Origin of the sequence: Marisediminicola sp. LYQ85 (assembly GCF_046600695.1) — a bacterium.
In the GTDB taxonomy this organism is placed as follows: Bacteria; Actinomycetota; Actinomycetes; order Actinomycetales; family Microbacteriaceae; genus Marisediminicola.
In genome coordinates this window covers 170,067-182,550 of record NZ_JBKIWO010000001.1, presented here as the reverse complement: position 1 = coordinate 182,550, position 12,484 = coordinate 170,067, and the positions used below count along the sequence as shown (strand labels likewise).

Below are 12,484 nucleotides of genomic sequence, written 5' to 3'. Positions count from 1 at the left end.
CCGGCGGGCATGCCGAGGCCGTCGGCTACTGCTCGTGGACGTCGCCCTCGCGCAGATCCGCGAGCAGCCCGAGAGCGCGCGCGACCTCGCGGGGTCCGGGCACCCGATGCTGGGCGAGCGTCGCGCCCTCCCCGCTCTTGAGCCCGAGATCGTCGGGCTCGAGAGCGGCGAAGCCGTCTTCGTCGGTCACATCGTCTCCCGCGAAGAAGACCGCCGTCGCCTTGGTGTACGCGCGCAAGTGCTCGATCGCTTCGCCCTTGGTCGTCGAGCGCACCGAGAACTCGAGCACGTTCTTTCCGGAGCGGACCGTCAGATCATCGACTTCGGCAGACGCTTCGCTGAGGGCGACGAGGTGCGCTATCCGGCTATCGTGCGCCGTCGCGAGGCGAGTGTGCAGGGCGAAACCCGCGGGCTTCGGTTCGAGCCACACCTGGTCGAGGGAGTCGGCGACCTCCCCGAGCACGTCGCGCAGCACGTCGCGCTGCTCGAGCTCGTCGGCGTTGAGATCGATCCGGGTGTCGGGGGTATCGAGTCGCAACTCGATGCCGTGCGACCCGATGAGGAGCGCGTTGTCGGGCAGGTCGGCGACATGCTCGAGGCTCGCGACGGAGCGTCCGGAGACGAGGGCGACGCGCGTGTTCGGCATGTCGAGAAGGCGGAGCACGGCGGCGCGCGCCTCCGGAGTCGCCCTCGCCTGCTCGGGGTCGTCGACCTCGGGGGCGAGGGTTCCGTCGAAGTCGAGCGCGACGAGCAGCCGCCTCGTGCGAGCGAGCTCACGCATGGCACCGACGAGAGTCTCGGGCAACCGGGAGAAATCCGGGGGCACGTCGACGTCGACCACGGGGCTCACGACTCCCGCGGCGCCGAGCCGCGACTCTCTGCGAGCACACGGAGGAACTCGGCCGACCACTTCTCGACGTCGTTGTCGAGAACGCGCTTGCGCAGCGACTTCATGCGCGTCGCGCGCTCGCGCGCGGGCAGCTCGATGGCCTCGAGGATGGCGTCCTTGAGTCCCTCGATGTCGTGGGGGTTGATGAGCGTCGCGCGCTTGAGCTCGTCGGCGGCTCCCGCGAACTCGCTCAGGATGAGCACTCCGTCGTTGTCGAAGCGCGACGCGACGTACTCCTTGGCGACGAGGTTCATACCGTCGCGAAGCGCGGTCACGAGCATGATGTCCGCTGCCAGGTAGAGGGCGACCATCTCCTCGCGAGGGTAGCCGTGGTGGTGGTAGCTGATGGCCGTGTGACTGATCGTCGCGTAGTCGCCGTTGATGCGACCGACCGTGAGTTCGATCTCGTCGCGCAAGTGCATATAGGTCTGCACCCGCTCGCGACTCGGGCTCGCGACCTGCACGAGAGTCGCGTCCTCCACGGAGAGCTGCTCGTCGGCGAGCAGTTCGCCGAAGGCCTTGAGTCGGTGACCTATGCCCTTCGTGTAGTCGAGCCTGTCGACGCCGAGCATGATCGTCTTCGGGTTGCCGAGGTCCTCGCGGATCTGCTGCGCACGAGCCTGGATCGCGGGGGTTCGAGCGAGTGCCTCGTATGCCGCGGCGTCGATCGAGATCGGAAACTGCTTCGCGACGACCGTGCGCGACTTCTGGCCGGTGCGCGTCGGTCCGTGCGTTCGCACCCCCTCGGACTCGTCGACGAGCGGAACCTCGATGCGCGGGTTCTTCGTCGTGTAGCCCTTGAGCCTGCGCACGGCGCGCGAGAAGTTGTTGGCGTCGGCGAGCCGTTGGAATCCGATGACATCGGCTCCGAGAAGCCCCTCGATGATCTGCGTGCGCCACGGCAATTGCGAGTAGATGCCGTATGGCGGAAAGGGAATGTGGTTGAAGAAGCCGATCGTGAGGTCGGGCCGCAGTGCGCGGAGCATCTTGGGCACGAGCTGGAGCTGGTAGTCCTGCACCCACACCGTCGCGTCGGGGCCACTGATCGCGGCGGTCGCATCCGCGAATCGCTGGTTGACCTCGACGTAGGCCTCCCACCACTCGCGGTGATACGAGGGGGGTGCGATGACGTCGTGGTAGAGCGGCCAGAGGGTGTCGTTCGAGAATCCCTCGTAGTACTGCTCGACCTCCACGGCGCTCAAGCGCATCGGGACGACGCGGATGCCGTCGTTGTCGAACGGCTCGAAGTCGAGATCGGGTTGACCCGACCACCCCACCCACGCGCCATCGCGCGCTCGCATGACGGGCTCGAGCGCGGTCACGAGTCCGCCGGGCGACTGGCGCCACGTCGCCGAGCCGTCTCGACCGACGACACGGTCGACCGGGAGGCGATTCGAGACGACGACGAAGTCGTAGACCGCCGTCTCCTGACCCGGGGCGGGGTGGGCGGTGGTGTCGGCTGGTGAAGTCATGTGTCGGCGTGCTCTCTCATCGGTATGCCACGCAGCATCGCGAAATAAGCACACTCGACGGTAGCAGGTGCCCCGACTCGACCGCGGGGGTGGCGGCCCCTCTAGCGGGCCGGGTGCCGCGCGTGTTACGCGGCCCCGATTGGCCTTCACCCGGCCACCCGATGTTTGACCTGCGCCTCTACGATTGTCGTGATGATCACCGTCGGGATGAGCACGAGCAGCGTCTATCCACTGTCGACCGAGGGCGCCTTCAGGCTCGCAGCAACTGCGGGTTACGACGGCGTCGAGGTCATGATCACGAGCGATCCGTCGACGAGGTCCGTCGACACGCTCCGGACCCTGTCCGACCGGTATGGAATGCGAGTGCTCTCCGTCCACGCCCCCGTTCTGCTTCTGAGTCAGCTCGTCTGGGGTCGCGACCCCGTCGGCAAGCTCGAGAGGTCGGCGGATCTCGCGGCGCAGCTCGGTGCGCCCGTCGTCGTCGCGCATCCGCCGTTCCGGTGGCAGAGATCGTTCGCGTCGCGGTTCGCCGAGATCGTGCGGGCGACGGCCGAGAGATCGGGCGTCTCGATCGCCGTCGAGAACATGTTTCCGATCACGACGCGGGGGATCACCGTCGACGCGTTCGCGCCCGGCTGGGACCCGACGCTCATGGACGTCGACGCGATGACCCTCGACTTCTCGCACGCCGCCTCCGCAGGACTGGACTCCCTCGACATCGCGCGGAACATGGGCCCGAGACTCCGCCACGTGCACTTGTGCGACGGCATCACCTCGGGAAGACACGTCGACGAGCATTTGCGGCCGGGAGACGGCGACCAGCCTGTCGCGGCGGTGCTCGAGAGGCTCGCGGGGCTCGGCTGGAGCGGCTCGGTCGTCGCCGAGATCAACACGCGCGCCGCGCGCAGCGAGGCTCGCCGACTCGAGATGCTCGGAGTCACGCTCGACTTCGCTCGGCGAGCGCTCTCCGCGGGGTCGTCATCCGCTCGGTCGTCATCCGCTCCGCCGGCGTCCGCGGGGTCGGCATCCGCTCGACCGGCACGGCGAACGCCGGCACGCGAGGTGCCGGCGTCGACCGAACGGTCTCTCCCGCGCAGCTAGCTCGCCGGCGCGAGCCTCGCGATGGCCGTCGTGCGGCGCACCCTCGACAGCACCGCGACCGACAGCAGAGCGCTCAGCACTCCGAAGGCGAGCAACGCGAGGATGCTTCCGACGATCGCCCCGGGGTCGGCTCCCGTGAGCACGGCTTGCATTCCCGCGACACCGTAGGTCAGGGGTAGCGCGGGGCTGATCGCCTCGAACGGACCGGCAAGCACCTCGACAGGGTAGACACCGCCCGTCGCCGTCGCCTGGATCGCGAGCAGAAGCAGCGACACGACGAGGCCGACCCGCCCGAACGCGAGCGTCAACAGGTAGTGCAGCGCCGTGAAGCTCACTGCCATGACGATCGCGAGCGCCGTCGTCCACCCGACGAGGCTCCACGCAACGTCGAGCGTCGTGTGCAGGAGAAGCACGAGCAGGAGGGCTTGCACGGCGGCGACGATCGACGCGCGACCGAGTGTGACCCCCACGATGCGCGTTCCCCGCGCGGTCGACCCGAGCGAGGAGGCCGAAGGCAGGCGCGCGACGAGGAAGATCGCGAGGGCTCCGAGCCAGAGTCCGAGCGGCACGAAGAACGTCGACACGAGCTGGCCGATGTCGGTCACCTCGTTGTCGCGGTCGACCTCGAGCCCGACGGGGTCGGAGGCGACGTCGATCGCGTCCGTCGTGTCGTCCGCGGACGCCGGCACTTGCTCGGCGCCGGTCGCGAGCCCGTCGGCGAGCTCCCCGAGCCCGTCGGTGAGCTGACGCGACCCGTCGACCGACGCCGCGGCCCCGGTCTCGAGGTCGGTGAGTCCCGACGCGAGCGATGACGCTCCCGAGTCGAGCGCCGCCGACCCTGCCGCGAGCTGCTGAGCGCCGGTCGCGCTCTGCGCGATGCCCGACTGCACGCCCTGGAGCGCGCCCGTGGTCTCGGCCGACAGTTGCGCACCGCCGGCCGCGGCATCCTGCAACTGGGCGCTCAGCGCCGCGAGGGTCGCTTGAGCGACGGCGTCGTTGCTCGGGTCCCCGTCGCCCAGCGCCGCAGTCGCCCCGGCGATGCCCGCCGAGAGTTGACTGACGCCGCTCGTGTAGGTTCCGAGCGACGAGGAGATCGTCGAGAGCCCCCCGGCGCCGGTCTGCAACTGGCCGAGCCCACTGCTGAGCGCGCCGACCCCGTCGGTGTATTCGCTCACTCCCGAGGAGAGCGTGTCGGCACCCGACGCCGCGGTCCCCGCACCGGTCGCGAGTTCGTCGAGACCGTCGGTGAGGTCGCCCGAACCCGACTCGAGTTCGGTCGCGCCGTCCGCGGCATCCGAGAGCGCCGCCCCGAGTTCGCCGAACCCGCTGTAGAGGCCGCTCAGGTACTGCGCGGTGATCTCGCTTCCGAACGCCGAGGTCAGGCTCGATCCGACGGTCTCGGCCACGGCCCCGGCGAGGTAGCTGTGGCGGTCGTCGGTCCGGATGTCGATCGTGGCCTGCTGGGGGTCGTCCCCCTGGAGCGACAGGATCGATTCGGAGAAGTCCTCGGGCACCGTGAGGATCGCGTAGACCTCACCGGAGTCGAGCATCTCCTCGGCGTCATCCTCGTTCGTGATGGTCCACTCGAACCCCTCGACATCGTCGGCCGTGAGCTCGGTGACGAGCTGGCGCCCGGCGAACACGGGGGTCTCGGTGCCGTCGTCCGCGGTTTGATTGATGAGTTCGTCGGAGTTGACGATCGCCGCGGGGATGCTGTCGAGGCCCGAATCGGCTTCGCTCAGCGCACCGACGACGAGGCCCGCGACGGCGAGAGGCACGAGGGCGACCGCCGCGAGGGCGGCGATCCCCCGGCTACGGCGAGGGGTGCGGGAGCTGCGGCTCATGAGAGGACGCCTTTCGAAGCGGATGACGGCTCGAGCGAGCGTCGGGAGAGATCGAGGGTCACGACGACGCGGTCTGCCGCGAGGTCGGCGCCCGAGGGCGGGAGCGGGGTCGACGTGCCCACGAGCAGGGTCGTCGAGGCTGGCGCGAGTCGGGAGACGCGCAAGAGGAGCGCGGCGTGCGCTTCGGGGTCGAGGCCCAGTTCGCCCTCGTCGAGCATGACGATGGGAGCCCCCTCGGCGATCGCGAGGAGAGCGAGGGCGAAGGCCCGGTCTGCGGGGTCGAGAGCCGAGACGGTGTCGGTCGCTCGCACCCGCGTCTCGCCGCGCGAGGTCGCGTCGGCGGCCCGCGAGATCCAGTCGTCGACTCCCCCGCCGCGCGACCGCCCGGCCGCCGCGGTGCGCGTGAACCGGAGTCGCTCGGCGAGCATGCTCCCGAGCGTCGCGCCGCCGTCGTCGGCGGTGCGGCCGTCGAGATCGGTGAGGGCGACGAGGCGCGCGACGTCGCCCGACTCGGTCGGGAGCACGCGCCCGGCGACGCTCGCGCGCCCCGACTCGAGCTCGACCCTGCCGGCGAGCCCCGCGAGCAACACGCGGCGCTTCGCGGCGTCACCCGTGACGAGCACGAGGCTGCCGTCGGGGATCGTCACGGTCACGGGGTCGGTGCGGGAGTGGCCTGTTCCCACCACGACGTCCTCCGTCACGATCGCGCCGGGCTCGCGCGTCGCGACCCAGTCGACCGCGTCGCGGTGGTGCCCGAGTCGCTCACCCTCGATGTCGAGGTTGGGGAGAATGCGATCGAGCCACGCGGGGAGCCACCAGGCGTGCCGCCCGAGCAGGGTCATGATCGCGGGCACGAGCGTCATCCTCACGAGGAACGCGTCGAAGGCGATGCCGACGGCGAGCCCGAGGGCGATGGGCTTGATCGTTCCCGACCCCTCCGGCACGAAGGCGAAGAACACGAAGAACATGATGAGCGCGGCCGCGGTCACGACTCGGGCGCCACTCGAGAACCCTCTCCTCACCGAGAGTCTCGCGTTCTTCGTCTTGACGAACTCCTCGCGCATCCCCGAGACGAGGAACACCTCGTAGTCCATCGCGAGCCCGAAGAGAACGGCCATGAGGAGGATCGGCATGAAGCTCAGGATCGGGCCCGGCGTCGCGACGTTGAGCAGGTCGCTCAACCACCCCCACTGGAAGATAGCGACGACGACGCCGAACGAGGCGACGACCGAGAGCAGGAACCCGAGGGCGGCCTTGACGGGGACGAGCACCGAGCGGAACACGATCATGAGCAACACGATCGAGAGACCGACGACGACGATCCCGAAGGGGAGGAGCGCTTCGGACAGCCGATTCGAGATGTCGATGCCGACGGCGGTGGCCCCCGTGACGTTGATGGGCGTGTCGTACTCGGATTCGATCGAGGGCGCGAGGTCGCGGATCGACTGCACGAGCGCTTTCGTCTCCTCGGTGCTCGGGCCGCTCTCCGGAGTTACCTGGATGATCGCGGTGTCGAGCCCGGGCGAGGGGATGCCCTGGCTCACAGCGGCGACGTCGTCGAGCTCGCCGATCTCGTCGCCGATGGCCTCGAGGTCGTCGAGGATGTCGACGGTCTGGGTGATGTCGATCGCGACGACGAGGGGGCCGTTGTATCCGGGGCCGAACTCGTCGCTGATGAGGTCGTAGGCCTGACGCTGCGTCGTGTCGGGGGCTTCCGACCCGTTGTCGGGGAGGCTGAGCTCGAGACTCAGTGCGGGCACCGCGAGGGTGCCGAGGATCGCGACGACACCGAGTGCCGCGAGGATCGGCGCCTTCATGACGATGCCGACCCAGCGCGCACCCATCGTGGGCTTGGCGTTCTCGTCGTCGTGGGCGATCGCGCGACGATAGGCGCGCGAGCCAGGCTTCGGGGTGAGCTTCGACCCGGCGAGCCCGAGGAACGCGGGCAGGAGGGTCACAGCGACGAAGATCGCGATGAGTACCGCGAACGCGGCACCGACGCCCATGACGCTCAAGAAGGGGATCCCGACGACGAGCAGCCCGAGGAGGGCGATGATGACGGTGACCCCCGCGAACACGACGGCGCTGCCCGCGGTTCCGACCGCGATCCCCGTCGACTCCTCGGGGTCCTCTCCGACGGCGAGCTGGTTTCGATGTCTCGACAGGATGAAGAGGGAGTAGTCGATCCCGACAGCGAGGCCGATCATGAGGGCGAGCAGGGGCGCCGTGCTCGACACCGTTGCGAACGCCGAGATGCCCGTGATGCCGCCGATGACGATGCCGACTCCCACGAGCGCGCTCGCGAGCGGCATTCCCGCCGCGCGCAGCGATCCGAAGGTGATGAAGAGCACGATCCCAGCGAAGATCACGCCGAAGACCTCGGTCACGGTGATGCCGAACTCGTTCTCCTGGAAGACCTGGCCGCCGAACTCGACGTCGAGTCCCGCGTCGCGCCCGATCTCGGCGCTCGCGACGAGCTCGTCGAGGGTCTCCTCGGTCACGTCCGTCGCGACGCCGTCGAACTGGATCTGGATGAGCGCGGACTGATCGTCGTCGGAGATCGCGCCGTCGGCGAACTCGTCGAACGGGCTCAGTGCCGATTCGATGCCGTCGATGGCGGAGATCTCGTCGACGAGCTCGCCGATGGTGTCGACGACGTCGTCGTCGGTCACCGATTCGCCGTCGGGGGCGACGACGATCCCCTGCGCGCTCGCACCCGCGACCTGCGGGAACACCGCCTCGAGCCGATCGAGCGCCTCCTGAGACTCGGTGCCGGGGATCTCGAACGACTCGTTGGTCTGGCCCCCGAGGGCGAAGCCTCCGCCGAGCACGGCGACGAAGAGCACGAGCCACACCGCGATGACGGTCCACGCGTGCCGGAACGAGAACCGACCGAGTCGGTAGAGCAGTGTGGCCATTGTGCGGGTCTCCCGAGGGTCAGGTGGTGGAGTTCGCACCCACGGGCGCGAGGAGTTCGGTGATGATCGTGACGAGAGCGACCCTGGTCTCGTCGATCGGCTGGGCTTCGCGTTCGAGATACTGCTCGGCGCACAGCATGTAGGCGGCGCCCCCGAGGGCGACCGCGAAACGCATGCGGTCTTCGAGAGCCGGTGACGCCGATTCGAAGAAGTCGGCGAGACGACGGATGACCTCCGTCGCCCTGTCGACGACGGGCACGTCGACGAGAGAGGGACCCTGGTTGATGAAGAGGTTCACTTCGCGACGGTGTTCGAGAAGGAAGTCGACGAAGCCCTCGAGGAACTCCTGCCGCGTCTCCGGGCCGAACGGTCTGCTCGAGAAGCGCGCGATGTGGGCCTCCATGGTCGTGATCGCGGGGGAGATCGCGGCTTCGAGGAGAGCCTCTTTCGAGCTGTAGTGGTAGAGCACGGCGGACTTGGACAGCCCCGCGAGCTCGGCGATGCGATGGATGGAGGTCCCGGCGTATCCGGCGGTCGCGAATTCGGCGAGAGCTATCTCACGGAGGTCGGTTGCGCTGGACACGCGAACGACCCTAACTGACCGATCGGACAGTTACTGACCGCTCGGTCAGCCTCCCAGTGTCTTCGCAGGTCCGCGGGCGCCGGGGTACCGTTGACCCACACCGTCTTGGAGGACCCGTGCGCAAATACATCTTCAGCAGCAGCGTCATCGCCGCCCTTTTCAGCGGGTGGAGCACCCTGCAGGCGACGAAGGAGGGACCGCGCGACTGGCGACTCCTTCTCATGTGGGTCGGCTGGGGCGTGTCTCTCGCGATCGCGATCGGGACCGTCATCGACGAAGACCGTCGCGGCGAGCTGGACGACTAGCGGTGGGCTACTCACCCGCGTGGAACGACTTCGGATTCGGCGGAGTGCTGTTCTCCATCCTCAACCTCGCGATCGCCTTCGTGGCGTTCGTCGTCGTCGTCGGACTGCTGTTCCTGTTCGTGCGCTTCCTGCTCGTGGGCACGCGCGCGGCCCAGCTCTACGTCGACCGCAACGCTCCGCGAGCACCGAAGGCGGGATCGACGCCGGCGGGCGCGCCCGAAGCGCCGTCGCCCGAGCCCACTCCTGCGCCCGAGCCCGCACCATCACCCGAGCCCGCGCCTGCGCCTGCGCCTGCGCCTGCACCATCGCCCGAGTCCGCCCCTGCCACGACGCCGACCCCCGCACCCGCGGCGCCGAACAAGACCCCGGCGAAGGCACCCGCTAAGGCACCGGCGACCGCGCCGAAGACCCCGCGCACGCGAGCGAAGACCACTCCGACGGTCGACCCGTCGGCGCCGACACCCGACGCCGACTGACCCGCGCGGCCCGGCTCAGTAGCTCTAGCGGTCGGCGTCCCACGGGCCGTCGGCCGACTCGTCGTCGCGCGCGGTCTGGATCGGAATCGTGCCGGTGAGCTGACCCGCGCGTTCGATCGCTCGCTCATCGCCCGTGAAGAGGCCGACGCTCTCGCGCGGGCGGCGCTGACCCGCGTCCGGTTGCGCGGCACGGTCGCCGCGCGCATCCGACTCGGCCGTATCGGAGACGAGAGCGACGCGACCCCGGGGCACACCCACCGAGCCGATGCTCCGCAACCACGTCACGAGGCCCTCGCGCACGTCGCAGCGCAAGTCGAAGAGCGTCGGGGCGTCGACCGCCGTCACGAGCACGCGCACGCGCACGTAGCCGCCGACGGCATCCGTCACCTGCAGCACCGAAGCGCGGCCATCCCACAGTTCGGAGTCCGCGAGCAGCCGGTCGAGTTCCGCGCGCATGTCGTCGAGCGGCACGTCCCAGTCGAGGTCGAGCTCGACGGAGCCGAGCAGCTCGGAGCTGCGGCGGGTCCAGTTCTGGAACGGTGTCGTCGTGAACCACGTCGAGGGCAGCACGAGGCGACGGTCGTCCCACAGGTGCACGACCACGTAGGTGAGCGTGATCTCCTCGATGCGCCCCCACTCGCCTTCGACGACGACGACGTCGTCCATGCGGATGGCGTCACTGAACGCGAGCTGCATACCCGCGAAGAGGTTGGCGAGACTCGATTGTGCCGCGAGCCCCGCGACGATCGAGATGAGACCGGCCGATGCGAGGATGCTCGCACCGAGCGCCTCGACCCCGGGAAAGCTCAGCAGGATCGCGCCGAGCGCGAGCACGACGATGATCACGACCGTGAGCCTGCGGATGATGAGCACCTGGGTGCGCAGTCGCCTCGCGACCCTGTTGTCCGGCACGTCGACGCGGTAGCGCCCGAGCCCGAGGTCTTCGAAGAAGATCGCGATGGATGCCACGAGCCACGCGAACGCCGCGATGAACGCGATGCGGAACGCGAGGGTCACGGCCGGGCGCCAGTCGCCGCCGGGGAGGGTGACCTCGAGAGCGATCCACACGAGCGAGAGCACGAGCGTGATGCGGAACGGTTTGCGCGCTCGCGCGATGAGGTCGGCGGGCCACGAGCGGTGGCGCCCCACGACGCGGAGGACGGCGGCGATGACGGCGGTGATCACGATGGCGACGATGATCGCGATCACGACCCCCGCGGCCGCGACGACGGCGGGCATGAGTTCGGGCATGGTGCTCCAGGTGAGTCGGGCGGATGTGCCGACGGCGCTGGCGCGGTGAGTCTGGAGTGCACCCCCTGGGACTTGAACCCAGAACCCACTGATTAAGAGTCAGTTGCTCTGCCAATTGAGCTAGGGATGCGCGGTTTCGGGGCGAAGACCCGAGCCGAGGATCAAGGTTAGCATGAGACGGCGGCGGCTCTTCAACGTGCCGCGCACCGACGATTCGGAGACGACATGAGTGACACGACCACGCGACTGGCGGCCGGAGACACCGCTCCCGACTTCACCCTCAGTGACTCGGAGGGCGCGAGCGTCTCGCTCGCCGACCTCGCGGGTTCGAAAGTGATCATCTACTTCTACCCCGCCGCGTCCACGCCGGGGTGCACTACTCAAGCGTGCGACTTCCGCGACAGCATGGGTTCGCTCGCGGGTGCCGGGTATCGCATCCTCGGCATCTCGAAGGACCCGATCGACGCGCTCCAGAAGTTCGTGGAGGAGCAGAGCCTCACGTTCCCGCTCCTGAGCGACGACGACCTCGCGGTGCACCACGCCTACGGGGCGTACGGCGAGAAGTCGCTCTACGGGAAGACCGTCACGGGCGTGCTGCGCTCGACCTTCGTGATCGACGAGAGCGGCGTCATCCAGCTCGCGCTCTACAACGTGAAGGCGACGGGCCACGTCGCGTCGCTGCGCAAGAAGCTCAGCGCCGACTGAGGACGGGCCCACCGCGTCCGGGGAGACCGGGCCCGGCCCGTCGTCCTCTCGGGTCGACGGTCGGCTCAGATCTCGTCTCGCCGCGCCGTCGCCGCGACGACCGAGCGCGTGAACAGCAGCACGAGGGCGATGACGGCGGGAACGAGGATGGCCCATCCGACCGCCGGTTGCGCGAAGAGACCCTGAAAGCTCCCGATCGAGATCGCGACCTGGAGCACTTGCGTCGTGATGGCCGCACCTCGCGTCCACGCCCGACCGCGGAGCAGGTTGACGGCGATCGCCCCGAGCCACGCGGCGGCCGCGCCGGTCAGGAGGGTCAGCACGACCGCGCTTCCGTACGACACCGGAACGGCGATGACGAGCTCGACGACGAGCACCGCGGTGAGCACGGCGAGCGCCGCACCCTGCAGGAACAGGATGCCCGCGAGCACGAGGAGGGCTACGGGTCGGCGGGGTGATCGAGCGCCCTCAGGCGCGCCGGTGTCGGGGTGGCTCACAGCGGAATCCAATACAAAACTATTGATTTGGTTAAGTCGATATGAGAGTCTATGTGAGGCTGTTTTTGATGCTTACAGGGCCGTGAGCGCAGCCTCATCGTCGACAACCCAATCGGCGAGCGCGCGATTTCTCGCGAGATCACCGGTCGACTCGACCTCACGTTCCGTATGCAACTAAGGAGTACACCCATGGATTGGCGCGACAACGCAGCCTGCCTCACGGCCGACCCCGAACTCTTCTTCCCCGTCGGAAACACGGGACCCGCTGTCGACCAGATCGAGAAAGCCAAGTCGGTCTGTGGCCGATGCAGTGTCTCCGAGCAGTGCCTCCAGTACGCCCTCGAGACGAGCCAGGATTCGGGCGTCTGGGGCGGACTGAGCGAAGACGAGCGTCGCGCCCTCAAGCGTCGCGCCGCCCGCGCCCGCCGCGCATCCTGACCCTC

At 68.9% G+C, this 12,484-nt stretch carries 12 protein-coding genes and 1 tRNA gene; 5 read left to right on the top strand and 8 right to left on the bottom strand.

Going from position 1 to position 12,484, the window contains the following annotated elements; genetic code table 11:
- Nucleotides 1-25: 25 nt before the first annotated feature.
- A complete protein-coding gene (otsB, locus tag ACLHG5_RS00795; RefSeq protein ID WP_411317574.1) occupies nt 26-850 on the bottom strand; it encodes a trehalose-phosphatase in 825 nt (274 codons plus the stop codon).
- Nucleotides 847-2,361 (bottom strand): trehalose-6-phosphate synthase, encoded by a 1,515-nt coding sequence (locus tag ACLHG5_RS00790; RefSeq protein ID WP_411316113.1) that lies wholly within the window; start codon nt 2,359-2,361, stop codon nt 847-849. Before ACLHG5_RS00790 ends, otsB begins: the two co-directional genes overlap by 4 nt.
- Nucleotides 2,362-2,553: 192 nt before the next feature.
- On the opposite strand from ACLHG5_RS00790, the gene ACLHG5_RS00785 reads away from it, so the two are divergent.
- Nucleotides 2,554-3,462 (top strand): sugar phosphate isomerase/epimerase family protein, encoded by a 909-nt coding sequence (locus tag ACLHG5_RS00785; protein WP_411317573.1) that lies wholly within the window; start codon nt 2,554-2,556, stop codon nt 3,460-3,462.
- Here the strand turns inward: ACLHG5_RS00785 and ACLHG5_RS00780 are convergent.
- The 3 genes from ACLHG5_RS00780 to ACLHG5_RS00770 are packed head-to-tail and all read right to left on the bottom strand — an operon-like array spanning nt 3,459 to nt 8,807.
- Nucleotides 3,459-5,306, bottom strand: a complete 1,848-nt coding sequence (locus tag ACLHG5_RS00780; protein ID WP_411317572.1) for a YhgE/Pip family protein — start codon at nt 5,304-5,306, stop codon at nt 3,459-3,461. The genes ACLHG5_RS00785 and ACLHG5_RS00780 overlap by 4 nt on opposite strands.
- Entirely contained in the window at nt 5,303-8,224 is a 2,922-nt protein-coding gene (locus ACLHG5_RS00775; protein WP_411317571.1) for an MMPL family transporter, read from the bottom strand. Before ACLHG5_RS00775 ends, ACLHG5_RS00780 begins: the two co-directional genes overlap by 4 nt.
- A 19-nt stretch (nt 8,225-8,243) precedes the next feature.
- Nucleotides 8,244-8,807 (bottom strand): TetR/AcrR family transcriptional regulator, encoded by a 564-nt coding sequence (locus ACLHG5_RS00770; RefSeq protein WP_411316116.1) that lies wholly within the window; start codon nt 8,805-8,807, stop codon nt 8,244-8,246.
- 116 nt (nt 8,808-8,923) lie between these two features.
- Between ACLHG5_RS00770 and ACLHG5_RS00765 the strand changes: the two genes are divergently transcribed.
- Nucleotides 8,924-9,112, top strand: a complete 189-nt coding sequence (locus ACLHG5_RS00765; protein WP_411316117.1) for a hypothetical protein — start codon at nt 8,924-8,926, stop codon at nt 9,110-9,112.
- Nucleotides 9,113-9,114: 2 nt separating this feature from the next.
- Nucleotides 9,115-9,588, top strand: a complete 474-nt coding sequence (locus ACLHG5_RS00760) for a hypothetical protein (RefSeq protein WP_411317570.1) — start codon at nt 9,115-9,117, stop codon at nt 9,586-9,588.
- A gap of 24 nt (nt 9,589-9,612) precedes the next feature.
- On the opposite strand, the gene ACLHG5_RS00755 is transcribed toward ACLHG5_RS00760, so the two are convergent.
- Both ACLHG5_RS00755 and ACLHG5_RS00750 read right to left on the bottom strand, forming a co-directional pair.
- Nucleotides 9,613-10,839 carry a mechanosensitive ion channel family protein gene (locus ACLHG5_RS00755; protein ID WP_411316119.1) on the bottom strand — a complete coding sequence of 409 codons (1,227 nt, stop codon included), beginning with the start codon at nt 10,837-10,839 and terminating at the stop codon, nt 9,613-9,615.
- A gap of 57 nt (nt 10,840-10,896) precedes the next feature.
- Nucleotides 10,897-10,969, bottom strand: a tRNA-Lys gene (locus ACLHG5_RS00750).
- 95 nt (nt 10,970-11,064) lie between these two features.
- Here ACLHG5_RS00750 and bcp point away from each other — a divergent pair.
- A complete protein-coding gene (bcp, locus tag ACLHG5_RS00745) occupies nt 11,065-11,544 on the top strand; it encodes a thioredoxin-dependent thiol peroxidase (RefSeq protein ID WP_411317569.1) in 480 nt (159 codons plus the stop codon).
- 65 nt (nt 11,545-11,609) lie between these two features.
- Here bcp and ACLHG5_RS00740 read toward each other — a convergent pair whose 3' ends face one another.
- Nucleotides 11,610-12,053: a hypothetical protein gene (locus tag ACLHG5_RS00740; protein WP_411316121.1), complete on the bottom strand. Its 444-nt coding sequence runs from the start codon at nt 12,051-12,053 to the stop codon at nt 11,610-11,612.
- 177 nt (nt 12,054-12,230) lie between these two features.
- On the opposite strand from ACLHG5_RS00740, the gene ACLHG5_RS00735 reads away from it, so the two are divergent.
- Nucleotides 12,231-12,479, top strand: a complete 249-nt coding sequence (locus ACLHG5_RS00735; protein ID WP_411316122.1) for a WhiB family transcriptional regulator — start codon at nt 12,231-12,233, stop codon at nt 12,477-12,479.
- Nucleotides 12,480-12,484: the final 5 nt, after the last annotated feature.